At 54.8% G+C, this 20,768-nt stretch carries 21 protein-coding genes; 12 read left to right on the top strand and 9 right to left on the bottom strand.

All coding sequences use genetic code 11. From position 1 onward, the window contains the following. Window positions 1-110: 110 nt before the first annotated feature. Together HALA3H3_RS08485 and HALA3H3_RS08480 are read left to right on the top strand one after the other, a co-directional pair. Window positions 111-965 (top strand): DUF72 domain-containing protein, encoded by an 855-nt coding sequence (locus tag HALA3H3_RS08485; RefSeq protein ID WP_022521122.1) that lies wholly within the window; start codon window positions 111-113, stop codon window positions 963-965. A 155-nt stretch (window positions 966-1,120) separates the two neighbouring features. Continuing rightward, on the top strand, window positions 1,121-2,464 hold the full coding sequence (locus tag HALA3H3_RS08480) for a sodium-dependent transporter (protein WP_022521121.1): 1,344 nt from the start codon (window positions 1,121-1,123) through the stop codon (window positions 2,462-2,464). Window positions 2,465-2,553: 89 nt separating this feature from the next. Here the strand turns inward: HALA3H3_RS08480 and HALA3H3_RS08475 are convergent, their stop codons facing one another. Beyond that, entirely contained in the window at window positions 2,554-2,769 is a 216-nt protein-coding gene (locus HALA3H3_RS08475; RefSeq protein WP_022521120.1) for a PA3496 family putative envelope integrity protein, read from the bottom strand. 239 nt (window positions 2,770-3,008) lie between these two features. On the opposite strand from HALA3H3_RS08475, the gene hexR reads away from it, so the two are divergent. From hexR to HALA3H3_RS08460, 3 genes are all read left to right on the top strand, one after another. Beyond that, entirely contained in the window at window positions 3,009-3,863 is an 855-nt protein-coding gene (hexR, locus tag HALA3H3_RS08470) for a transcriptional regulator HexR (protein ID WP_022521119.1), read from the top strand. A 77-nt stretch (window positions 3,864-3,940) separates the two neighbouring features. Further along, window positions 3,941-6,139 carry a DNA helicase II gene (gene uvrD, locus HALA3H3_RS08465; protein WP_009286288.1) on the top strand — a complete coding sequence of 733 codons (2,199 nt, stop codon included), beginning with the start codon at window positions 3,941-3,943 and terminating at the stop codon, window positions 6,137-6,139. A gap of 131 nt (window positions 6,140-6,270) precedes the next feature. Next, on the top strand, window positions 6,271-7,365 hold the full coding sequence (locus tag HALA3H3_RS08460) for a TRAP transporter substrate-binding protein (protein ID WP_022521118.1): 1,095 nt from the start codon (window positions 6,271-6,273) through the stop codon (window positions 7,363-7,365). Between the two features lie 79 nt (window positions 7,366-7,444). On the opposite strand, the gene HALA3H3_RS08455 is transcribed toward HALA3H3_RS08460, so the two are convergent. Beyond that, entirely contained in the window at window positions 7,445-7,861 is a 417-nt protein-coding gene (locus tag HALA3H3_RS08455) for an acyl-CoA thioesterase (RefSeq protein WP_022521117.1), read from the bottom strand. Window positions 7,862-8,069: 208 nt separating this feature from the next. On the opposite strand from HALA3H3_RS08455, the gene HALA3H3_RS08450 reads away from it, so the two are divergent. The 7 genes from HALA3H3_RS08450 (at window position 8,070) to HALA3H3_RS08420 (ending at window position 14,610) form a co-directional block, all read left to right on the top strand. Next, a complete protein-coding gene (locus HALA3H3_RS08450; protein WP_230804270.1) occupies window positions 8,070-8,957 on the top strand; it encodes a PstS family phosphate ABC transporter substrate-binding protein in 888 nt (295 codons plus the stop codon). A 134-nt stretch (window positions 8,958-9,091) separates the two neighbouring features. Beyond that, window positions 9,092-10,207, top strand: a complete 1,116-nt coding sequence (locus HALA3H3_RS08445; protein WP_022521115.1) for an ABC transporter permease subunit — start codon at window positions 9,092-9,094, stop codon at window positions 10,205-10,207. Further along, complete coding sequence (gene pstA / locus HALA3H3_RS08440; RefSeq protein ID WP_022521114.1) at window positions 10,204-11,628, top strand: phosphate ABC transporter permease PstA; 1,425 nt, start codon at window positions 10,204-10,206, stop codon at window positions 11,626-11,628. Before HALA3H3_RS08445 ends, pstA begins: the two co-directional genes overlap by 4 nt. Beyond that, the gene (gene pstB / locus HALA3H3_RS08435) at window positions 11,622-12,437 is read left to right on the top strand and encodes a phosphate ABC transporter ATP-binding protein PstB (RefSeq protein WP_009286293.1); all 816 of its coding nucleotides are present in this window, start codon (window positions 11,622-11,624) and stop codon (window positions 12,435-12,437) included. Before pstA ends, pstB begins: the two co-directional genes overlap by 7 nt. 31 nt (window positions 12,438-12,468) lie before the next feature. Then, on the top strand, window positions 12,469-13,194 hold the full coding sequence (gene phoU, locus HALA3H3_RS08430) for a phosphate signaling complex protein PhoU (protein WP_009286294.1): 726 nt from the start codon (window positions 12,469-12,471) through the stop codon (window positions 13,192-13,194). Window positions 13,195-13,272: 78 nt separating this feature from the next. Further along, window positions 13,273-14,028 (top strand): sulfate transporter CysZ, encoded by a 756-nt coding sequence (gene cysZ, locus HALA3H3_RS08425; protein ID WP_009286295.1) that lies wholly within the window; start codon window positions 13,273-13,275, stop codon window positions 14,026-14,028. A gap of 87 nt (window positions 14,029-14,115) precedes the next feature. Continuing rightward, complete coding sequence (locus HALA3H3_RS08420) at window positions 14,116-14,610, top strand: copper chaperone PCu(A)C (RefSeq protein ID WP_022521113.1); 495 nt, start codon at window positions 14,116-14,118, stop codon at window positions 14,608-14,610. A gap of 92 nt (window positions 14,611-14,702) precedes the next feature. Here the strand turns inward: HALA3H3_RS08420 and HALA3H3_RS08415 are convergent, their stop codons facing one another. The 7 genes from HALA3H3_RS08415 to HALA3H3_RS08385 form a co-directional block, all read right to left on the bottom strand. Continuing rightward, window positions 14,703-15,053: a hypothetical protein gene (locus HALA3H3_RS08415; protein ID WP_022521112.1), complete on the bottom strand. Its 351-nt coding sequence runs from the start codon at window positions 15,051-15,053 to the stop codon at window positions 14,703-14,705. A 477-nt stretch (window positions 15,054-15,530) separates the two neighbouring features. Continuing rightward, window positions 15,531-15,833 (bottom strand): hypothetical protein, encoded by a 303-nt coding sequence (locus HALA3H3_RS08410; protein ID WP_022521111.1) that lies wholly within the window; start codon window positions 15,831-15,833, stop codon window positions 15,531-15,533. A 650-nt stretch (window positions 15,834-16,483) separates the two neighbouring features. Continuing rightward, window positions 16,484-16,798 (bottom strand): hypothetical protein, encoded by a 315-nt coding sequence (locus HALA3H3_RS08405; RefSeq protein WP_022521110.1) that lies wholly within the window; start codon window positions 16,796-16,798, stop codon window positions 16,484-16,486. Between the two features lie 311 nt (window positions 16,799-17,109). Next, entirely contained in the window at window positions 17,110-18,396 is a 1,287-nt protein-coding gene (phoR, locus tag HALA3H3_RS08400) for a phosphate regulon sensor histidine kinase PhoR (protein ID WP_022521109.1), read from the bottom strand. A 2-nt stretch (window positions 18,397-18,398) separates the two neighbouring features. Continuing rightward, window positions 18,399-19,088, bottom strand: a complete 690-nt coding sequence (gene phoB, locus HALA3H3_RS08395) for a phosphate regulon transcriptional regulator PhoB (RefSeq protein WP_009286297.1) — start codon at window positions 19,086-19,088, stop codon at window positions 18,399-18,401. Between the two features lie 125 nt (window positions 19,089-19,213). Beyond that, window positions 19,214-20,104, bottom strand: a complete 891-nt coding sequence (ubiA, locus tag HALA3H3_RS08390) for a 4-hydroxybenzoate octaprenyltransferase (protein WP_022521108.1) — start codon at window positions 20,102-20,104, stop codon at window positions 19,214-19,216. A gap of 35 nt (window positions 20,105-20,139) precedes the next feature. Next, complete coding sequence (locus HALA3H3_RS08385; protein WP_022521107.1) at window positions 20,140-20,715, bottom strand: chorismate--pyruvate lyase family protein; 576 nt, start codon at window positions 20,713-20,715, stop codon at window positions 20,140-20,142. Between the last annotated feature and the right edge of the window lie 53 nt (window positions 20,716-20,768).

Below are 20,768 nucleotides of genomic sequence, written 5' to 3'. Positions count from 1 at the left end.
CATACTGGCGCCGCATCTATAGACGTTTTAGAGCCGCCATTCACGCTTAACGGGCAAGGCTCTTAACCTGTTACATTAGCGCTTGATCTTGTCGATGTAGGCTGGCACCCATGAAGCTTCCTCTTTATCTAGGCTTGCCTATGTGGGCCAATCAAGACTGGCTGGGCAACCTTTATCCACGCCACGCCAAAACTGAGCTGCTAAGCGATTACGCGGCGGTGTTTTCCAGCGTTGAGGGCAACACTACCTTTTATAGCGGTACCCCAAAGCCGGACACCATTGCTGCCTGGGCGCGCCAGGCACCATCCCACTTTCGCTTTTGTTTTAAATTACCGGCCAGCGTAACCCACGATCAACGGCTAACGCGGTTAGAGGAGGCCTGGGCATTTTTAGCGGCGCTAGAACCTCTGCACGACCGCCTTGGCCCCACCATGGTGCAACTACCACGAGATTTCGGCCCCCAAGAGCTTCCCCAGCTTGAAGCGCTACTTGCCGCTTGGCCTACCCATTTGCCTTGCGCGGTCGAGGTTCGGCATCCTGAGTTTTTCCACAAAGGGGCCGCCGAAATTGCCCTTAACCGCCTGTTGATAACTTATTCGGCCAACCGCGTGATGCTCGACGTGCGCCCGCTCTTCTCAACCCCGGCAAATGACCATTTGGGCTTGGCCCACGCCCAGCAAGAAAAGCCGAAACTCCCGCTACACGTGCTTTCCACGGCAAATTTTCCTGTCATTCGCTTTATTGGCCATATTGACAAAACGATTAATAGTGACTACTTCACCGCCTGGAAAGCCCGCCTAAAGCTGTGGATAAGTCAGGGGAAAACCCCTTTCTTATTTGTGCATACTGCGGACAACCGCGAGTCTCCCCACATGGCCCGTTTACTCTATAACGCACTAGGAGAAGTGACGCCATTACCCGCTCTTGGCCCCTTTGCGGGTGAAAAGCAAAGCCAACTGTTTTAACCCACCTTTTTAGGCCAGCTAACTGGCATGCTTGCGGTCGATCAGATAAATTGCGCTTACTTTCGGAAAAGCACGCTGGCAATGACGCAATTTTCCGAAAACTAGCGTGTTCAACACGCAGTGACTTACACAACAATCGACTTAATGGGTGATGTATGGCGAAGCTTGCGCATGCGCAGTGGTCATCGCGAATGACCTTTGTGCTGGCCGCCGCTGGTTCAGCGGTGGGTCTAGGGAATATCTGGAAATTTCCGTATATGGTGGGTGAAAGCGGCGGCGCTGCTTTCGTATTTGTGTATTTGCTCTGTATCGCGCTGATCGGCTTGCCCATTCTTGTCTCTGAGTGGCTATTGGGGCGGCGCGGCCAGAAGAACCCCGCCAGCACCATGTCAGAGCTAGCGCGCACGGCGAAAAAGCCCAAAGCCTGGGCCATCGTGGGCATTAGCGGCATTGTCGGGGCCTTCTTGATTTTGTCGTTTTACAGCGTGATTGGCGGCTGGTCGCTCTACTACACCGTCAACTCGGTGAGCGGTGCTTTTAGCGGTCAAGATGCCGATGGCATTGGCGCGCTATTTAATGGCATGTTGAGTAACCCTGGGTTGCTGCTGCTGGGCCACTCCGTGTTTATGCTGCTGGTCATTGGGATTGTCGCCCGCGGCGTTACCAAAGGCCTTGAAGGCGCTGTACGCATTCTGATGCCAGTCCTCGCACTACTGCTGGTCGTGCTGATCGGTTATGGCATGACAACCGGCCACTTTGGCGAGGCGTTGACGTATATGTTCAACCCGGACTGGAGCAAGCTCACAGCAGAAACCGTGCTAGCCGCCTTGGGCCACGCCTTCTTCACCCTCTCACTGGGTATGGGCATCATGATGGCTTACGGCTCTTATTTGGACAAAGAGATCGATCTGCTGCAAACCGCCCGCACGGTCATCATCATGGATACCGTCATCGCTTTAGGCGCGGGTTTAGCTATCTTCCCGATCGTGTTTGCTAATAATCTGGATGTCGCTTCGGGCCCAGGGCTGATTTTCGTCACCCTACCACTGGCCTTTGGCAATATTGATGGTGGTTTACTTTTAGGTTTGATGTTCTTTCTGCTGCTGACGTTTGCGGCATTAACATCGGCCATTTCACTGCTTGAGCCCGTGGTGGAATTCATTGAAGAGCGCACGCCGCTAGGCCGCGTCATGGCTACCGTTGTGGCCGGTGTGGGTGCTTGGTTGCTGGGTATTGCAGCGCTGCTGTCATTTAACGTGTGGAGCGAACCGCTGCTGTTTGGACTGGGCGTGTTTGACCTGCTGGATACGCTGACCAGCAAAATAATGCTGCCGCTGACGGGGCTGGGTGCGATTCTATTCACCGCTTGGTGCCTGGAGCGCAGCAGCGTGGAAGACGAACTGGGTCTTTCAGCGACCGGCAAGAGCGTATGGAACATTATCGCGCGCTATGTAGCGCCCGCTGGCGTTGTTGCCGTGTTCGTAACAGGGCTAATCTAAGCTGAGCCGCCAAGGCCCTGCTAGCCGGCAGGGCAGCGAGGTTCTGCGCAGATAATAGTTGCGCCCCTAACCTCTTGGCATCCTAAAACTTAGTGCAATTCGCTCTCTTGCCGATCTTCATCGGGCAAGGGGGCGATATCCCGCGATAACTTTTGAAACTCACGATGAAGCTCAATACCCCGCCGCGCTCTTAAGCTGCGTTGGGCAGCGCTGCGCTGGCGCTGGGCATGCTCATCGACTTCCATACTCATAAAGATGTCGAGCAATTCGCTTTTAACCGAGGTGATTCGTTCGACGTTTCTCATAATCGACGTTCCTCCAGATGAATATGCCTTCGTCCACCTGCATCCGTGACGACTGTTATGATGCAGTGCGGCACTTCAATTATTACTATAACCTACTTGACAAAATGATGACCATTCCTAAAAAAAGAGGCTAACGGCCTTTAAACGCAGTTGGAACGCTGCCTAATAGTTCGTGGCCCTATGGACTCATTAAGGCATACTGTTGAATACCTGTTGGTTGAGCACCCAAGGAGCTGAACGTGAGTCGCGCCCTGTTCGATGAAATGAGACGCCGCATGGAGCACTTTCGACGCTCCGAGCAAAAAGTGGCGCGGTTTGTACTGCGCAACCCCGAAGAGGTCATTCACATGCGCATTGTGGATCTGGCCACCGAAGCCACCGTTAGCGAACCTACCGTGGTGCGCTTTTGTCGTGCGCTGGGGTGCAATGGCTTTCAGGATTTCAAGCTACAGCTGGCGCAAATGCTGGCCAGCGGCAGTCAGTTCGCGCAATTCTCCATGAACGACAGCGACTCGGTCGCTGAGTTTTCCCACAGTATTTTTGACTCGACCGTGGGCACGCTGCTCTCAGTGCGCGACCGGCTTGATAACGACGCCCTGGGCCGTGCAGTTAACGCCCTGGCGATGGCCAACCGGGTCGAGTTCTATGGCTTTGGGGCTTCCGGTGCCGTGGCCTTTGATGCCCAGCACAAGTTTTTCCGCCTGCAGATCTCCACTTCTGCCTACGCCGACCCACATATGCAGAATATGTCGGCAGTGACCTTGAACGATGGCGATGTGGTGGTGGCAATTTCACAAACCGGCCGTACCAAAGCGCTAGTCGCCAGCGTACGCCTGGCTCGCGAGGCGGGTGCAACAGTCATTGGCCTGTGCCCCAGCGGCTCGCCACTCGCCGAAGAGGTCAGCCTGCCGCTGTATATCGATGTTCATGAAGACACCGAGATTTACACCCCGCTTAGCTCGCGCATTGCCCATCTGGTGCTGATCGATGTACTCGCCGTGGGTGTGGCCAAAACCCGCGGGCCGAAACTCGCCGAACAGCTCAAAGCGGTTAAAAAGAGCCTAAATACGCTGCGCTTTCCTGAAGAATCCTAATCGTTAACCTGTATACACAGCCAGTTCGCTGGCTGTGCTAGACTAGCCGCCTATTTTTTGATCCGGCAGCGGCTACTATGGACGACGTCACGGCGATTCTCGATCAGCTCAACTCCGCCCAGCGCGAAGCAGTGAGCGCCCCCCAAGGTAATCTGTTGGTGCTCGCAGGCGCAGGCTCCGGTAAAACCCGCGTGCTGGTGCATCGCATCGCCTGGCTGATGCAGGCCGAAGGGCTGTCCCCTTATGCCCTGCTGGCAGTGACCTTTACCAATAAAGCCGCCAAAGAGATGCGCACCCGCCTTGAGGCACTGCTGAGCATCTCGATGCGCCATGTATGGGTGGGCACCTTTCACTCCATCGCCCACCGCCTGCTGCGCACCCACTGGCAGGACGCCAAGCTGCCGCAACACTTCCAGATTATCGATTCTGACGATCAGCTACGCCTGGTCAAACGGTTGCTGAAAGATTACTCCATCGACGACGAACGCTTCCCACCCCGCCAAGTGCAGCACTTTATCTCCGGCTGCAAAGAGGAGGGGCTGCGCCCGCACCAGGTCAATGTGGATGGCGATGCCTACATGGGCCAGATGGTTGAGCTCTACGAGCGCTACCAGCTCACCTGCGAGCGCGGCGGCCTGGTCGATTTCGGTGAACTGCTGCTGCGAAGCCTGGAGCTACTACGCGACAACCCGGCGCTGTTAAACCACTACCAGGAGCGCTTTGGTCATGTACTGGTAGATGAGTTCCAAGATACCAATACCCTGCAATACGCTTGGCTAAAACTGCTCACCGGCATGAAGACGCCGATGACGGCGGTGGGTGATGACGACCAGTCGATCTACGGCTGGCGCGGTGCCAAGGTGGAGAATATCAGCCGCTTTGAGCAAGAGTTTCCGCAAACCCACACCGTACGGCTTGAACAGAACTATCGCTCCACCAGCGCCATCCTGGAAGCCGCCAATACGCTGATCAGCCACAACAGCGAGCGGATGGGTAAAAACCTGTGGACTGACGGCATCGAAGGCGAGCCGATCTCAATTTACGCTGGGTTTAACGACCTGGAAGAAGCCCGCTATATCGTCGATACCATCAAGGAGAAGGTCGACGAAGGCTTTAACCGCCGCGATATCGCGATTCTCTACCGCTCAAACGCTCAGTCGCGGCTGCTGGAAGAGACGCTGATTCGCCAAGGCATGCCCTACCGTATTTACGGCGGCCACCGCTTCTACGAGCGCCTGGAAATCAAGAATGCCCTGGCCTACCTTCGCCTGATGCTCAACCGCGACGACGATGCCTCGCTGGAGCGGGTGATTAACGTACCCACTCGCGGCATCGGCACGCGCACGGTCGAGATTGTCCGCCTGCGCGCTCGGGAACAAAGTATCCCTCTCTGGCAAGCGCTCCACGATGCGATTAACGACGGCACCTTGAAAGGCCGCGCGGCCAATGCCGTGCAAACCTTCGCCAACCTGATCGAGCAGCTCGATAACGATGCCTCTGGCATGGCGCTGCACGAAATTATCGATCACGTCACGATACACACGGGTCTGATAGAGCATCACAAAAGTGAGCGCGGCGAGAAAGGCCAAGCGCGGGTCGAGAACCTGGAAGAGTTGGTTACCGCTGCCCGTGCCTTTACCCAAGGCGATGTCTTTGAAGCGCCTGAAGCGGGCGAAGGCATGGCGGCACTGGAAGCATTTCTCTCAGAGGCCGCTCTTAACGCAGGCGACCACGAAGCCGAAGAGTTTGAGGACAGCGTACAGCTGATGACGCTGCACTCCGCCAAAGGCCTGGAGTTCCCGGTAGTATTTATTGCCGGTGTCGAGGAGGGGCTGTTTCCACACAAGATGTCCCTGGAAGAGCCGGGTAGGCTCGAAGAGGAGCGCCGGCTCTGTTACGTCGGCGTCACACGCGCGATGCAGAAGCTCTACCTCACACACGCCGAAACCCGCCGCCTGCACGGCAAAGAAGTGTTTCCACGCCCGTCGCGTTTTTTGCGCGAACTACCGCCGCACCTACTCGAAGAAGTCCGTCTGCGCGGGCATATTTCCCGCCCAGTCACCGCGTCGCGCACCTCCTTTGCTCAGCAAAGTGTCGAGAGCAGCGGTGATATACCCGCCTTACATGTCGGCCAAGGCGTTGAGCACCCGGTGTTCGGCGAAGGGATTATTCTTAACGCGGAAGGCGAAGGTGCCCGCGCCCGGGTACAGGTCAGCTTTGAAGGCGAAGGGGTCAAATGGCTAGTGCTTGGTTTTGCTAAGCTAACGCCGCTTTAAGCCGCTACGCGCGTGGCGTTGAGTGCAATGGCTTGCCGATTAAAACCCGCTTAGCGCATACTGGCGAACGGACATTGCGCCTTTGTGCGCGCTGACAAAAAAATCCTATAATCTCCGGAGTTTTGCTCACCATGCAACGCCGTCACTTCCTCAAAACTGCCAGCCTTGGCGTCGCCGGGGCCGTTGCCGCCCCCTTCGTAACCACCTCAAGTGCTCGCGCTCAAGAAACCTTCACCTGGGACATGGTCACCTCGTGGCCAAAAAACTTCCCTGCCCTGGGTACTGGTGCGAATGATTTCGCCCGCCGGGTAGAACAGCTTTCCAACGGCCGCATGCAGATCCGCGTCCACGGCGCGGGTGAACTGGTACCTGCCCTGGAAGTCTTCGATGCGGTAGCAGCTGGTACCGCTGAAATGGGCCACTCTGCCTCTTACTACTGGCGTGGCAAAGTCGCTGCCTCACAGTTCTTTACCGCTGTACCCTTCGGTATGACGACTACCGAAATGAACGCCTGGTTGTACCACGGCGGCGGTCAGGAGCTTTGGGATGAGATCTACGCCAATCACAATCTGAAGCCGTTTGCCGTGGGCAATACCGGCACGCAGATGGCGGGCTGGTTCAAGAAAGAGATCAACTCACTCGACGACATGCAGGGGCTGAAACTTCGCCTGCCGGGCCTGGCGGGTGAGGCGATGAACGGCATCGGCGTCAGTACGGTTACTATGCCAGGCTCAGAAATTTTCACCTCGCTGCAAACCGGCGCGCTGGATGCCGCTGACTGGGTGGGGCCGTATAACGATATGGCATTCGGCCTGCATCAGGTGGCTGACTACTACTACACCTCGGCGTGGAACGAGCCCTCTGCGGTACTGGAAGGGACGATCAACCTGGATGCCTGGAACTCCCTGCCAGAAGACCTGCAGGACGTGATCCGCGAAGCGGCGCGGGCGTCTAACCTGGCCATGATCAGCGAATTTGCCTTCCGCAACGCGCAAGCACTGGAAACTCTGGTCGATGAGCATGGCGTTCAGCTACGTACTTTCCCTGACGACGTAATGGCAGCGCTTCACACCTCTTCACTGGAAGCCATCCAGCGCCAGGTCGACAGCGACGAAGAGTCTCGCCGTGTTTACGAGTCTTATTCAGCTTTCCAGAAGCTGCTGCGCCCGTTCAGCGATGTGGGTGAATACGCCTACCTCAAGAACCGCGATAACGTCGACGGTTAATGAGCCGCTAGACAAATAAACGATAAGCACGACAAAAGGGCGCCCTAAGCGCCCTTTTGCTATTTCAAGTTGAAGTGAGCTAGTCGCTATGTACTGCTCGGATGCGCCCATTATCGTCCAGCGCAACCATCACAAAGCGCGCCTCGGTAACTTTTTGGCGCTCCTCTATGCGTTGCCCATGGGGAGGACGCACCCAGACCTCCACATCAATCTTGATCGAGCTATGACCAATTTCTTGCACTTGGGTGTAAACGCTGACCATTGAGCCAACGCGCACCGGGCTTAAAAAGTCCATGGCTTCAATCGCCACGGTCGCCGTGCGACCACCCGCTTCACGACCGGCCGCCAGCTCAGCCGCCTGGTCCATTTGATTGACCAGCCATCCACCGGGTATATCACCATAAAAATTGGTATCTTGGCGGGAAGCCAGTAGTTTTAAAGTAAGCTGCCCTTGAGGGGCCGGTACGTCATCCAAATCGGTTTCCAGAAGAGTCATGAGTTAGTCGCTTAGTCAGTTTATTGTTGTAAACGTTGCAGAGTGGCACGTTGTTTATGCGTGTTGCTGCATCGCAACACAAAGGAATGAATTTAGTTAACCATAAGAGGACGCTCGTTTGAATACTCGTTTGACGACTCTTTGCATTAATCGGAGGTTAACTTCCGCCGTCCGTCGCACCGTATTGAGCGGAGTGGCGTTTATACTGATGCTGATAACGCCCCTGACCTGGGGGCAGCAGCCAACAGTTATTAGCGGCACCTTGGGCGCGGTGGGCTCCGACACTATGGCGGGGCTAATGCTGCGCTGGGGTGAAACCCTCACCACCCGCTATCCTGACGTAAAGCTGCAGTTTCAAGCAAGTGGTTCAGCCAGTGCGCCCACGGCGCTGATGGCTGGCACCACCCGGCTTGGTCCGATGTCTCGTCCGATGACCAGCGAAGAGCGTGATAACTTTATTGAGCGCTATGGCTATCCACCGCTGGAATTAAAAGTCGCCCGTGACGCACTGATTGTAGTCGTACACCGCCATAACCCCTTGCGCGCTCTGACCCGCCAGCAGGTTGATGCGATCTTCTCAACCTCGCTGGCCTGCGGTGGTGAAACGCCGATCAGGCGCTGGGAGCAGCTATCGGCAACCCGTGACTGGTCATTTGGTAGCATTGCGCTGCATGGGCGTAACCTTGCCTCGGGTACCCATGGGCTATTTCAACAGCGGGCGTTATGTGGCGGTCTTTTTCGTAACGACATTAGTGAGCACCCCGGCTCATCGGCGGTGGTCGCGGCCGTTGGCGAATCTGCCAATGCGATGGGCTATGCGGGGTTTAACCACCTCACCCCAGCCGTGCATGCATTGAGCCTGTATAACGATGATGGCATTGCGATACCGCCCGATGAAGCGGCTATACAGAGCGGTGACTACCCGCTGTCGCGCTATCTTTACCTCTATGTGAACCTACCGCCGGGGGAGAACTTACCCCCCGCCGAGCAGGCACTGCTCAAGTTGATTATGTCCGATGAGGGCCAGCAGATTGCGCGCGCATCCGGCTTTGTACCATTAACCTCCAGTGTCCTTAGTGCACAACAGAGGTGGTAAACCACTGTCATCTAACTGACACATAATTGTCTTAGGGTAGGGATCCTGTCTATGTACTGTTTTTCACCACATCCTGGTTTTTCACTACCTATTGGTCAGCGCTATGATCACCTCGGTTTTGCCATGATATCCACATGACCCTACCTCGGTTAACCTCTACTCGACAGCCGCTTAGGCTGCTGCAAGACCGCATGGCCACCGGTTTAATCACCGCTGGCGGCATAGGTGTGCTGTTGGCAATCCTGGCTATCGGTGTCTTTTTGGTATGGGAAACCCTGCCGCTGCTGGCGATTGGCGATACCTTAGCGCTGGCTAAGCTCTCTCCCCTGGCGTGGGGCACGCTCAAAGCCGCCCTAGCCGCACTGCTGTTCGCCATTCCCGTGGCCTTGGGGGCCGCCATCTACTCCGCGCTGTTTATGTCAGCGCGCCTGCGCTCGCGGATCAAGCCCGCGCTCGAAATGATGGAGGCGATCCCCGGTGTGGTGGTGGGCTTTATTGCCGGGCTTATTTTGGCACCTTGGGTAGAACGCCATCTCGCCAGCGCTTTGGTGCTGATCATTTGGCTGCCGCTTAGCGCAGCGCTTGCCGGCTTACTCTGGCAGTGGGCCAAAACACGCCTACGCCGCCGTTTACCGCTCTCTTGGGCGGGTCTCTGGCTAGTTCCCTGGCTCTCTGTAATGGTGGCGATAGCACTATGGCTCGCGCCCTGGATGGAGCAGCAGTGGTTAGGCGGTGATTTACGCCAGTTACTCGACCAGCGCTATGGCATGGATTACGCCACCCGTAACGCACTGATTGTCGGCATTGCCATGGGCTTTGCCGTTATTCCCAGCATCTATTCACTGGCAGAAGACGCGCTCGCCGATGTGCCTGCCAGCTTAATCGAGGGCGCCCAGGCGATGGGGGCCAGCCGCTGGCAGGCGCTATGGAAAGTGGCGCTGGTGGCAGCGGGCCCAGGTATCTTCTCGGCGATAATGATCGGTGCGGGCCGGGCGGTGGGCGAAACCATGATAGTGCTTATGGCCAGCGGTAATACGGCTCTGTTTAGCGCCAGCCCCTTCGAAGGCATGCGCTCCATGGCCGCGGCTATCGCCATTGAGCTGCCTGAAGCGTCACCCGGTGGCCAGACCTACCATCTGCTGATCTTGGCCGCACTGGTGCTGTTTATCTTCACGTTTCTGGTCAACACCCTTGCCGAGGTCGTCCGCCAACGCTTACGCCGCCGCTTCCGCCAGATGGGGGGCACATGATGAACTCTGCGACCCACACCGCCTCTCGCCGCCGTCGTTTTAGCCGGGTAAATGATGTATGGCCCTGGCTTTGCGCAGCCAGCGTAGCGCTCTCCCTGCTGATGCTGGGCGCCTTACTCGCGCTACTGCTGGTACGCGGGCTAGGGCACTTTTGGCCCGCTACGCTGGAAGAGGTCACCCTTGACTCGGGTGAAACCTTTGCTGGTCAAGCTGTGCGCGAAGTCGCGCTACCCCAGCGAGCTGGGGATGAACGCCTCTACTTTACCGGCAACCAGGATATAGAGGGCGTTCGCTGGCGCTGGGTGGCGATTGATGACATTGCCGAGCGCGCCCAGCCAGACGATTTGATTCGTCTTGATCGCAGCCCCTGGGGTGACTTTATTGGCCGTTTGGTGGCCATTGAGCAGCATGATCAACGCTGGGAGGGAGACGCTGCCTGGCAGCGATTAAACGCTTTATTGGTACTTCCCGCCAGCCAACGCCAGGATAGCCAACTGCTGCTTACCACCGTGGACGGCCAAACCCTGCGCCAACCGCTGGCCAGCGTGGCGAGCGCTCAGGCTCCCAATGCCATGAGCGTGTGGCAGAAAACGCTCGCCTGGGGGGATGCGGTTTGGCGGTTTCTGAGTGAGGGCCCACGGGCCGCCAATACCGACGGTGGCGTCTGGCCCGCGATATTTGGCACGGTGCTGATGGTGATTTTAATGTCGGTGATGGTGACCCCGTTTGGGGTGCTGGCCGCTATTTATCTCAATGAAATCGCTCACCAGGGGCGGCTGACCCGGCTGGTACGTATTGGTGTGCGCAATCTGGCGGGCGTTCCGTCGATTGTGTATGGCGTATTTGGTTTGGGGGTGTTTGTGTACGGCATCGGCGGCTCGCTGGATGAGTGGTTTTTCAGCGATACCCTACCTTCGCCCACCTTTGGCACCGGCGGCCTGTTATGGGCGTCGCTCACCCTGGCACTGCTGACCCTACCAGTGGTGATTGTGGCAACAGAAGAGGGGCTGGCGCGGATTCCCGAGGCGCAGCGGGAAGGCGCCGTGGCGCTCGGCGCCACGCGCTTAGAGATGCTCACCCGCATTGTACTGCCCATGGCGGCCCCCGCCATGCTGACAGGCGTCATTTTAGCGGTAGCTCGCGCGGCCGGCGAAGTAGCGCCGCTAATGCTGGTTGGCGTCGCTAAGCTGGCGCCTCAAATGCCCATCGATGGTGAGTTTCCTTACCTACATTTAGAGCGCAAGTTCATGCACCTTGGCTATCATTTATTTGATACCGCCTTTCACGGCGAAGATGTGCAGGCTGCCATACCGCTGGTTTACGCCACAGCGCTACTTTTAGTGTTAATTGTGCTGGTGCTTAACCTAACTGCCATATTTCTGCGTCATTATCTTAGGCGTCAACGGGGAAACGAATGCTAGCGTCATTACATTCAGCCAATACCTCTCAGGCACCAGTGGCGCACTTTTCGTCCGAGCACAGCTGCCTGAGTATCGATCACTTTAGCCTCGCCTACGCGGGGAAAGAGGCGTTGCGCGAGTTAACCCTCAGTGTTCCCCGGCATCGTGTAACGGCCTTTATCGGCCCGTCAGGTTGCGGTAAGTCGACGTTGTTACGGGCAATTAACCGTTTGCACGATCTTAATGAGTCAGTCACCCACAGCGGCCAAATCACGCTGGAAGGGCAGGATATTCATGACCCGCAAATGAATGTGACTGAGCTGCGGCGGCGTGTCGGGATGGTGTTTCAAACGCCCAACCCCTTCCCTATGTCGATCTATGAAAACGTGGCCTTTGGGCTACGACTGCAACAGCGCATGCCCAAGCGCAAAAGGGACGACATTATTGAGTGGGCGCTAACTTCCGCCGCTCTGTGGGATGAAGTGAAAGACCGCCTACACCGTTCCGCTTGGCAGCTTTCCGGTGGCCAGCAGCAGCGTCTGGTGATCGCCCGTACCTTAGCAGTACAACCCGACGTGCTACTGCTTGATGAGCCAGCATCAGCTCTAGACCCAATTTCAACCCTCAAAATTGAGGAGTTGATCCGTAACCTCAAGTCGGAGCTGACGCTGATCCTGGTCACCCACAATATGCAACAAGCGGCGCGCGTATCGGATTACACCGCCTTTTTGCATCAAGGGGAGCTGGTTGAATACGGCCCTACCGATCAGGTCTTCACCAACCCCCGTTTGCAACGCACTGAAAACTACATCACCGGCCGTATCACCTAGGCCTTAGCAACTGAACCGTCAGGAGTGCTCCATGGATATTACTAGCGACTCTCACAGCCAGCATATCTCTCGCCAGTTCAACCAGGAGCTGGAAGAGCTGAAAACCCACCTGATGGCCATGGGCGGTCTGGTGGAAAAACAAGTGCAGGACGCTGTCTTTGCCCTACTGGAAGGAGACACCCGGTTAGCCGAGCAGGTGCGTGACAATGACCGCCAAGTCAACGACCTGCAGCTGCAAATCGACGACGAATGCACCCGCGTACTGGCGCGCCGCCAGCCTGCTGCTTCCGATTTGCGTCTGGTGCTGGCCGTCATCCGCGCCACCTCAGACTTAGAGCGCATTGGTGATGAAGCCAGTAAAATCGCCCGCAACGCCCTGCTCCTGAGCGAAAGTTCTAGCACCATTCGTGGCCTGGTGGAGGTGCGTCACATTAGCGAGCACGTACGTAAAATGCTGCGCGATGCGCTCACCGCCTTTGCCCGCTTTGATACCGACCTGGCTATGCAGGTCGTACGCGAAGACGAACTGGTGGATGACGAGTACAGCAGCGCTATGCGCTCATTAATGACCTTTATGATGGAAGACTCACGCTCTATTACGTCAGTACTCAGCATCATGTGGGTACTGCGCGCGCTGGAGCGGGTAGGCGACCACGCCGATAACCTTGCTGAGTACGTGGTCTATCTCGTCAAAGGTTTGGATATTCGCCATAGCGACACCGATGAACTGGAACCACAGGTGCCAAAAAAGTCTTGACCTGATGGGGCTTTCCTCCTGCAATACGTCCAGGCTGCCACGCAGCCTGGACGTTGGAATCACGAGGAGCTCACCTAAATGCTGGATGCTGTCACTGCGCTTAGCCGAGGTACACGCTGTGTGTATCAACCGGGTATGCGCCGCTATGTTTTTCTGCCTATTCTGGTCAACCTGATTGTCTACGTGAGCATGTTCAGCTTTGTGCTCAACCGTTTTGATGGCTGGCTCGCCCATTGGATGGGCATGGTACCCGCTTGGCTTGACTGGTTATCCTGGCTTATCTGGCCCCTGTTTGTGATTAGCCTGTTGGTGGTGGTGTTTTTTACCTTCACGCTGGTTACCAGCTTGATTGCAGCCCCTTTTTACGGCTTTTTAGCCGCCAAAGTTGAAATCCAAGCCACTGGCCGCGAACCCATTGATGACCGAAACCTGACCAAAACAGCCATCGATGCTGTGGGACGCGAGTTTGTTAAGCTCGCCTATATTCTGCCTCGTGCCGCAGGCCTATTTGTGCTTAGCTGGATTCCAGGCGTCAATATAGTTGCTCCGCTACTCTGGGCACTGTTTTCTGCCTGGGTGATGGCAATCACTTATCTAGACTACCCAATGGATAACAACAAAGTAACGTTTGCCGATATGCGCCAACGGCTCTCTAAGCGCTGGTGGCAAAGCCTCACCTTTGGGGGGTTAGTGACCTTAATTACCTGGATTCCGCTGGCCAACCTGTTTTTGATTCCCGGCGCCGTTGCGGGTGCCGTACTGCTGTGGGACGACCACTATAGAGACGTACGTAGCGACAAACGTGGCGATGCACGTGGCATTACACCGCAGTAGGCGCCTATTACCCAGGCTACGTCACTTTGCTACCTTTATATTTTGTTCGTCGATCCTGGGCTCAATCAACAACAAAGGAATCACCGCATGATAAAACCGATGGCTTGGCTGGGTGGCGTACTCTTGATTGGCGCTATGTCTATTTCGATGACATCTATGGCGTTAGCCCACGACGTAAAAACAGAGACTCTTCGCATTGCGCACCCCTTCGCTACCCCAACCCCACCGGGTGCGGTAAACGGTGCCGCCTACCTTGATATCACCGCCGTTTCAGGCCCCGTCACTCTGGTTGGCGCGAGCAGTTCTGCGAGCAGCAACGTTGAGCTGCACGATATGCAAATGGACGGCGATATGATGCAGATGCGGCATGTGGACGAGATTCGTGTCGAGGCAGGGGAGACTTATACCATGCGCCCTGGTGGCGGCTTTCACTTAATGCTGATTGGCTTAACCGAGCCGCTGAAGGAGGGTGAGCGGTTTCCCCTCACGCTCACCTTCGCTGAACAAGGTGACGTAGACATCGAGGTCTGGATACAGAGCGCCCAAGACGGTAGCGAAGCTGCTGATGGGCATCACCACTGATGTCGTTGGCTTTTAACACATAGCAAAAACCCCACCAAAGCGGGGTTTTTAGCGAGTAACGCTTACATTAGCAGTTACACTTATCCTATTATTTACCAGTCGGTGCTATCACCTTCATCCCGGTTGAGTTCTCCAGGAGTGTAACCCTCTTGGCGAGAAGTAGGCCCTTTTTCAGCCGTAGAAGGACGGCTACTGGAAGGCGAAAAGTCCAAGCTATCAGCTTCGTCACGGTTCAAGTCGCCCGCAGAGACATGAGATGGTTTGGAAGCTGCATGCGACTCAGGTTTGTTAATGACATCCTGACCAGCGGTGCGGTCTTGGTTCAGTTCAATAGATGAGTGCGCCATCGCCATGGGGCTCGCGACCAAACCAAAAGCAATACCTACTATGGCGACTTTTTGGCTCATTTCTTTTAACAGCAAGATGTTCTCCTCATTATCCATGGATTCCGTTCATCGATGATTAGAACGGCTATTACGCTTTGCGTTGCATATTAGGCGTCAAAAAAGTTAGCTCACCCTTTACGGTCAAAATGATTGTGAGACCGGATGCCTGAGACATAACCCACCGGCAGGCTGATGATGGGCAGTGTATAAATAGCGACGCAATGAAATTAGGCTCCGCTAGAAAGCCGTACCTTAAACTAAAACAAGAATAGTGTGGGAGAGGTGTTGGATGCCACAAAAAATCAGACCCCGCATCAGCAGGGTCTAAGGACACAAGACTTTGACAATGACTAGCGCTAGCTTCCTTTCCTTTTGCGGGGCTGCTCCAACCTTGGAATTTAACCCTGACCAACGCTCTGATTGTCGTTTGATTCATTCCTTGAATCGATATGCATCCGTATCGGTGTGACACGCTTTCGCGTGTTTAGCTCACGTGTTAATCGTAATATATTTCTTCAGAATTGCAAATTTTTGTTACCAAACGTTTCCATCACCTACGTCTTGGGTCAAATCTTTTGCTGTGTACTCCGCTTGAGCGCTAGTGTGATGCGACTCTGCCTTGATGACTCGAGGGCGGTCGCCTTCGTCATACATCAAATCAGAGGGGCTAAATTTAGCCTGACCCGAGGTATGATGTGATTGAGCTTGAATAGGCTCATCGTCAACGGTCAAATCTTGATTTGCTTCGATGGACATATGGGCAAAGGCAAGCGGGCTTGCCAGCAAACCAAAAGAGAGACCTACGACGGCTGCTTTTTTAACAAAATCGTTAAACATACTATTTACTCCTGGTGACCGTTTGATACCGCTGAAGTGAAGTGAGAAGGGCTCTCTGGCCAGATCTCACTGCGGCTAGCTTCACTACCTCTAGAGAGCATATGTAATGCCAACTCTCTTATAAAAATAAAATACTTATATAAATCAATAATTTAAAATAAATACATTGCGCACAATTATACGCCGCTAAAAACAAAAGCACGCTAATTACATGTGCACTAATGACACATGCGCAAAACTGTCTGTGCCTTTATGACACACTCAGCAAAATAAAAGGCTCGATGCCAACAAAGCGCTACGGCATCAATTCATAAAAAACAAAACATGGCATTGGATAGAGAGGCGCAAAGAAAGATCGGCGGAAAAGATAGGGGAGAAAGTAGCGGGGGAATAAGCGAGATAAAAAGTAGGCAGCAAAAATTAGGCCCCGCATTGCGGGGCCCGATATCAGAATTGGCTATAGGTAATAACTAACGCTAGCTTCCACTCCTTGTGCGGGGCTCCAACCTTGGAATTAACCCTGACTAGTGTTCTGATTGCCTACTGATTCATCCGTGAATCTTAAAAGCATTCTTGCTTTTGTAACATCCTGTTAATCGCTTATTCATTCTCTGAAAAGCTTTTAATGATATCTAAAAGGTCATAGATAATTAGCTACCGCCATTTTCTTCTACAAGCTCATCCTTGTCATACTCAGCATCGTCTGAGTGACTGCTTGATTGCGGATCCATGTCGCTGGCACCATCACCTTCGTCATGGGTTAAATCGTCAGTCATGTCTGTTGTATCACTGCCAGTTGAACTACCGGTACCTTGGGAATCCATCGGTTGCTCGTCAGCGGTAATACCTTGGTTTTCGTCAATCGCCGAATTTTCATCAGTTTGTGCAAAAGCTAATGGGCTTGCCATCAGACCAAAAGATACACCTAAAATGCCAGCTTTCTTGAGAAAATCCTTGGACGTCATATCCTACCTCCGATCGCTGTTTAGTACCGCTTAATGAAGAAAGAAAGGCTTACTGAGAAGCCAGCAATTCCTGCGGTCATCTTCCTTCAATCTGTACTCTGCAGAAGGCATGCCAAAAAACTGAAGAATATAAATAAAAACAACAAAATCAAACTCTTACTTAAAAATAAGTTATGCCAAAAAGGCATCAACTGAGTCACGACACAACGCTTTGAGCTGTGTAAAAATGGCACATGGGTAAAGCTTTACCAACCTTGCATGCCAATATTGCACATTGTTACAAATATTATGCGATGGAATGACTTGCTAAATTAAACAAGACGCGAGGGGGGGAAGGCGCAGCGAAACAACGCACCCTTGCCGGGAAGGGACTCAATTTGTAGTTGCGCATCGTGGCGCAATAGCACGTGCTTAACGATCGCCAAGCCTAAACCTGTGCCGCCAGTCGCAGTGCTGCGCCCCTTATCAACACGGTAAAAGCGTTCTGTTAGTCGGGGAATATGAACGGGATCAATCCCTTCACCGTTATCTTCCACATCGATATAGCCGCCACCAGTAGCGCTAGCTTTCCAGCGCAGGGTGATTTGGCTGCCAGCAGGCGTGTAGCGAACCGCATTAAAGGCAAGGTTAGAGACGGCGCTGCGAATCTCCTGTTCACTGCCTAACAGTCGGGCATCGCTCTCAAGGGCGACGGTAATGGTATGACGTTGATGCGATAGGGCCAGCGCATCATCACAAACGCTTTGCAGTAAAGGCTCGAGTGGCAGTGGATGATGATCTTGGCCGCCCTGGTCAATTTCCAAACGCGAGAGCAGCAATAAATCGTTGACCAGATTCTGCATCCGCTGGGTCTGTTCCTGCATTTGCTGAATACTACGTCCCAAGCGCGGCGGAAGCTGGTCGGAGATATCACTGTAGGTTTCCAAATAGCCGGAGAGAACGGTCAGCGGCGTACGTAACTCATGGGAAACGTTGGCGACAAAGTCGCGCCGCATCTGCTCAAGACGATGCAAGCGGGTGATATCGCGAGCCATCACTAAGCGTTCGTCGTCACCATAGAGGGTAATTTGATACTGCAGGATTCGCCGTTCATCAATCGGTGAGGTGAGCGTTAACGGCTCACTGTAGTTACGCGAATTAAAATAGCTGATAAAGCCCGGGTCGCGCAGCAGGTTGGTAATGTGTTGACCACGATCATGGGCGGTTTGTAGCCCCAGCATGGCGGTGGCGGCGCTGTTCCACCACTCCAAATCACCGTGGCGATCAAGCATGACCACGCTATCACGCATTGCTTCAGACGACTCTTGAATACGTGCCAAAGTAGCCCGCAGACGGCTTTGGGTGATGCGCTGACTTTTTTGATAGCGGTATAAACGATCGAATAGCTCGCCCCACATCCCGCGAGCGGCAGGCGGTTCATCGTTAGGGTGGAGGGTGAGCCACAAATAGAGTTCGCGTAACTGTCGTAAGTGGTAAAACAGGCATCCCGCAAGCCCTGCTGCGAGCCCCAGCCCAGCCGAGCCCAACAGCCAGCCCAAGCAAGTGCCCAGCGTGGCCAGCCACGCTATTCGCCACAGCTCACGACTCCATAAACGCACATTTACACCCGTGCAGAGAAACGGTAACCGGTACCCCGAACCGTTTGGATCAGGTTTTGATGCACGTCACCCAGCGCTTTACGCAAGCGGCGGATATGCACATCGACCGTGCGCTCTTCAACGTAAACATTGCCGCCCCACACTTGGTCAAGCAGCTGGCTACGTGTGTAAGCGCGCTCTTGGTGAGTCATAAAAAACTGCAGCAAACGGTACTCGGTGGGGCCCATTTCCAGCGCTTTGCCGTGGGCACTTACCCGGTGGCTCACCGGATCAAGCAGCAGGCCGTTAATCTCAATCGGGTCTTCAACGCCACGTGGCGTCGCACGGCGCAGCACCGCTTTTAGCCGTGCCACCAATTCCCGGGGTGAAAAAGGCTTGGTGATATAATCATCGGCACCGGCTTCAAGCCCTTGAATTTTATTATCCTCTTCGCCTTTCGCGGTGAGCATAATAATCGGGATTTCAGCGGTGGTTTCTTCACGTTTTAGGCGTCTCGCCAGCTCAATACCGCTAGTGCCGGGCATCATCCAGTCCAGCAGCAGTAAATCGGGTTGGTGGTCGACCACCATGGCATGGGCATCCTGGGCGTTATCCGCTTCGAGCACGCGATAGTCAGCCATTTCCAGCGCTACCGCGATCATCTCGCGAATCGACGCCTCATCATCGACAATCAGAACGGTCTTGGCGGTCATACCAGAGCCTCACGGTGTTCAAAGAAACTAGTTCAAAGAAAAACAGTTCAAAGATAAACAGATCAATGACATGTCAGTGACGATAACACCATGACTTGATGACAATTACATGACAATCGCCTCGATCAGCCAGCCGCAGGCCACCAACTTAGCGCGATACCGGCAAAAATCAGCAGTCCCGACCAGTGATTATTGAGAAACGCCTGGAAGCAGGCATCCCGCTCCTGGTCGCGAATTAAGCGCTGCTGATGCAGAAAAGTCGCTGCCATTGCCGCTAGCCCTAACCAGAAGAAACCACCTAAACCAACCCGCCAGCCTACCCAAGCCAGCAACCCCAGGGTGGCTAGCTGGAGTAAGCCGATAATCAAACGATCCGCATTTCCAAACAGCACGGCCGTCGATTTAATGCCAATTTTTAAATCGTCGTCGCGATCGACCATGGCGTACTGGGTATCGTAGGCCACTGTCCAGCACACATTAGCGCAGAATAGCAGCCATGCTTCCAGCGGCACGTGGCCGAGCACGGCGCCAAAAGCCATCGGAATTGCCCAGGAAAAAGCCGCGCCCAGCACCACCTGAGGAAAGTGGGTATAGCGCTTCATAAACGGATAAATAATCGCCAGCAGCACCCCGCCCAGCGAGAGCAGCACCGTAAACCAGTTGGTCAGTAATACCAGAATAAACGCAGCGGCCACCAGGGCGATAAACAGCAGTTGAGCTTCGGTTTCGCTGATACGGCCCGTCGCTAGCGGACGTTGTTTTGTGCGTTTCACATGCCCATCGAAGTGGCGATCCGCATAGTCATTGACCACGCAGCCCGCAGCGCGCATCACATAAACGCCGGCCACAAAAATCAGCAGCACATTTCGCCCTGGTACACCTTCCGCAGCCACCCATAATGCCCACAGCGTCGGCCACATCAAAAGCCATGTGCCTATCGGCCGATTCAAGCGCATCAGCTGTAAAAAATCTGCCACGCGAGCCCATCCCTTCGGCCGCAACAGTGAACGATCCATGCTTACCTCACGAAGAATAAGATGCAGGCGCTAGCCTAGCGCGAAGGCAGGCCAAGATCATCCGCCATCGCCGTCAAAAAATACTCTTGCACTAATAATGACAGACTGCCGTGCTTACAGCCGTGATAAAAAACAGAGCGCCTTCCCCAGGCACAGCCTTCCTGTATGCCGTTGACGCTAGCAAACTGGGGGGAATGCGTCGTTACTTCCAATGGCCCACGCACTAAACCCGGCTGGCGAAATAGCCAACTACCTAGCGAGCGCTCGCCCAAGCACTCTAGCCGTTGGCCCTTTACCTGTGAGAGCGGGGCGACCGAGCGCGCCACCACCCATGGCGTTCCATCTAAGCACAGCGCCACTTCCCGCAGCCAGGCGTAACGCTTGGCACCAATGCCCAGCGCCTGAGCCTCATCCTGGCGCGGCCAACCAACCCCCTGGCGCAGCAGTCGTACTCGAAACGGCTTCTCGCCACCTGCGACCATTAAGCGGGCGGTTAACGAGTCGGTGGAGGCAACCCACTGCCACCAGGAAGCACTCATCGCCGGGCGCGCCGCATCAATCGGGCGCCAGCGGGAAAATAGAGGAGTTTGCCGAAAAGCAGCAGCCGTCACCGAGTTCTCCAGGGCAATTAACGGGTTGGCTAGTGTAACATGGGCACTGAAAG

Source organism: Halomonas sp. A3H3, assembly GCF_000982975.1.
In the GTDB taxonomy this organism is placed as follows: domain Bacteria; phylum Pseudomonadota; class Gammaproteobacteria; order Pseudomonadales; family Halomonadaceae; genus Vreelandella; species Vreelandella titanicae.
The sequence above is the reverse complement of the archived record's forward strand: the minus strand, read 5'-3'. Positions and strand labels throughout refer to the sequence as shown.

What these genes read in the sequence shown, in the direction of transcription:
- HALA3H3_RS08460 (WP_022521118.1), top strand. Translation starts at nt 6,271, where the DNA reads ATGCAACGCCGTCACTTCCTCAAAACTGCCAGCCTTGGCGTCGCCGGG.
- HALA3H3_RS08420 (WP_022521113.1), top strand. Translation starts at nt 14,116, where the DNA reads ATGATAAAACCGATGGCTTGGCTGGGTGGCGTACTCTTGATTGGCGCT.
- HALA3H3_RS08410 (WP_022521111.1), bottom strand. Translation starts at nt 15,833, where the DNA reads ATGTTTAACGATTTTGTTAAAAAAGCAGCCGTCGTAGGTCTCTCTTTT.
- HALA3H3_RS08485 (WP_022521122.1), top strand. Translation starts at nt 111, where the DNA reads ATGAAGCTTCCTCTTTATCTAGGCTTGCCTATGTGGGCCAATCAAGAC.
- HALA3H3_RS08475 (WP_022521120.1), bottom strand. Translation starts at nt 2,769, where the DNA reads ATGAGAAACGTCGAACGAATCACCTCGGTTAAAAGCGAATTGCTCGAC.
- phoU (WP_009286294.1), top strand. Translation starts at nt 12,469, where the DNA reads ATGGATATTACTAGCGACTCTCACAGCCAGCATATCTCTCGCCAGTTC.
- HALA3H3_RS08480 (WP_022521121.1), top strand. Translation starts at nt 1,121, where the DNA reads ATGGCGAAGCTTGCGCATGCGCAGTGGTCATCGCGAATGACCTTTGTG.
- HALA3H3_RS08445 (WP_022521115.1), top strand. Translation starts at nt 9,092, where the DNA reads ATGACCCTACCTCGGTTAACCTCTACTCGACAGCCGCTTAGGCTGCTG.
- uvrD (WP_009286288.1), top strand. Translation starts at nt 3,941, where the DNA reads ATGGACGACGTCACGGCGATTCTCGATCAGCTCAACTCCGCCCAGCGC.
- cysZ (WP_009286295.1), top strand. Translation starts at nt 13,273, where the DNA reads ATGCTGGATGCTGTCACTGCGCTTAGCCGAGGTACACGCTGTGTGTAT.
- HALA3H3_RS08450 (WP_230804270.1), top strand. Translation starts at nt 8,070, where the DNA reads ATGCTGATAACGCCCCTGACCTGGGGGCAGCAGCCAACAGTTATTAGC.
- phoB (WP_009286297.1), bottom strand. Translation starts at nt 19,088, where the DNA reads ATGACCGCCAAGACCGTTCTGATTGTCGATGATGAGGCGTCGATTCGC.
- pstA (WP_022521114.1), top strand. Translation starts at nt 10,204, where the DNA reads ATGATGAACTCTGCGACCCACACCGCCTCTCGCCGCCGTCGTTTTAGC.
- HALA3H3_RS08405 (WP_022521110.1), bottom strand. Translation starts at nt 16,798, where the DNA reads ATGACGTCCAAGGATTTTCTCAAGAAAGCTGGCATTTTAGGTGTATCT.
- HALA3H3_RS08455 (WP_022521117.1), bottom strand. Translation starts at nt 7,861, where the DNA reads ATGACTCTTCTGGAAACCGATTTGGATGACGTACCGGCCCCTCAAGGG.
- ubiA (WP_022521108.1), bottom strand. Translation starts at nt 20,104, where the DNA reads ATGGATCGTTCACTGTTGCGGCCGAAGGGATGGGCTCGCGTGGCAGAT.
- pstB (WP_009286293.1), top strand. Translation starts at nt 11,622, where the DNA reads ATGCTAGCGTCATTACATTCAGCCAATACCTCTCAGGCACCAGTGGCG.
- HALA3H3_RS08415 (WP_022521112.1), bottom strand. Translation starts at nt 15,053, where the DNA reads ATGGATAATGAGGAGAACATCTTGCTGTTAAAAGAAATGAGCCAAAAA.